The following is a 392-nucleotide window of genomic DNA, read 5'->3' as shown; positions in this document are numbered from 1 at the left end:
AGGCAACGGCCGCCATCTACTGGATGCTGTGCTGGAAACGATGGCGACCTGCGGTTCGCTGGAATGGACGCAGAAGCGTGCCGAAGAAGAAGCTGACAAAGCCATTGCCGCGCTGCAGATCCTCCCAGACACGCCCTGGAGCGAAGCCTTGATTGGGCTGGCGCATATTGCAGTCCAGCGCGATCATTAACCCCCCCCCCTTTCCCGCGCGACGCGCGGGAAAGTTCCAGTAAAATGCCATTTCTCTCCCTAAAATTCCGAATATCTTGATAGATTCTGAATATTCCGGCGCTTTAACAGAACTTGTTAGAACCCTACATAGTACGCGGGTATAGTGTCTCTATCGCCCATGTGGGACGATCTGGACCTTTAACACCAGGAGAATTTATGGA

1 protein-coding gene is annotated in these 392 nt (G+C 53.3%); it reads left to right on the top strand.

Annotated features, from left to right (window positions below; genetic code table 11):
* On the top strand, nt 1-190 hold a 190-nt coding region (locus FJV41_RS56520; protein WP_220138077.1), incomplete at its 5' end, for a hypothetical protein.
* Nucleotides 191-392 lie beyond the last annotated feature (202 nt).

The sequence above is a fragment of the Myxococcus llanfairpwllgwyngyllgogerychwyrndrobwllllantysiliogogogochensis genome, from assembly GCF_006636215.1.
Taxonomy (GTDB): Bacteria; Myxococcota; Myxococcia; order Myxococcales; family Myxococcaceae; genus Myxococcus; species Myxococcus llanfairpwllgwyngyllgogerychwyrndrobwllllantysiliogogogochensis.
The sequence above is the reverse complement of the archived record's forward strand: the minus strand, read 5'-3'. Positions and strand labels throughout refer to the sequence as shown.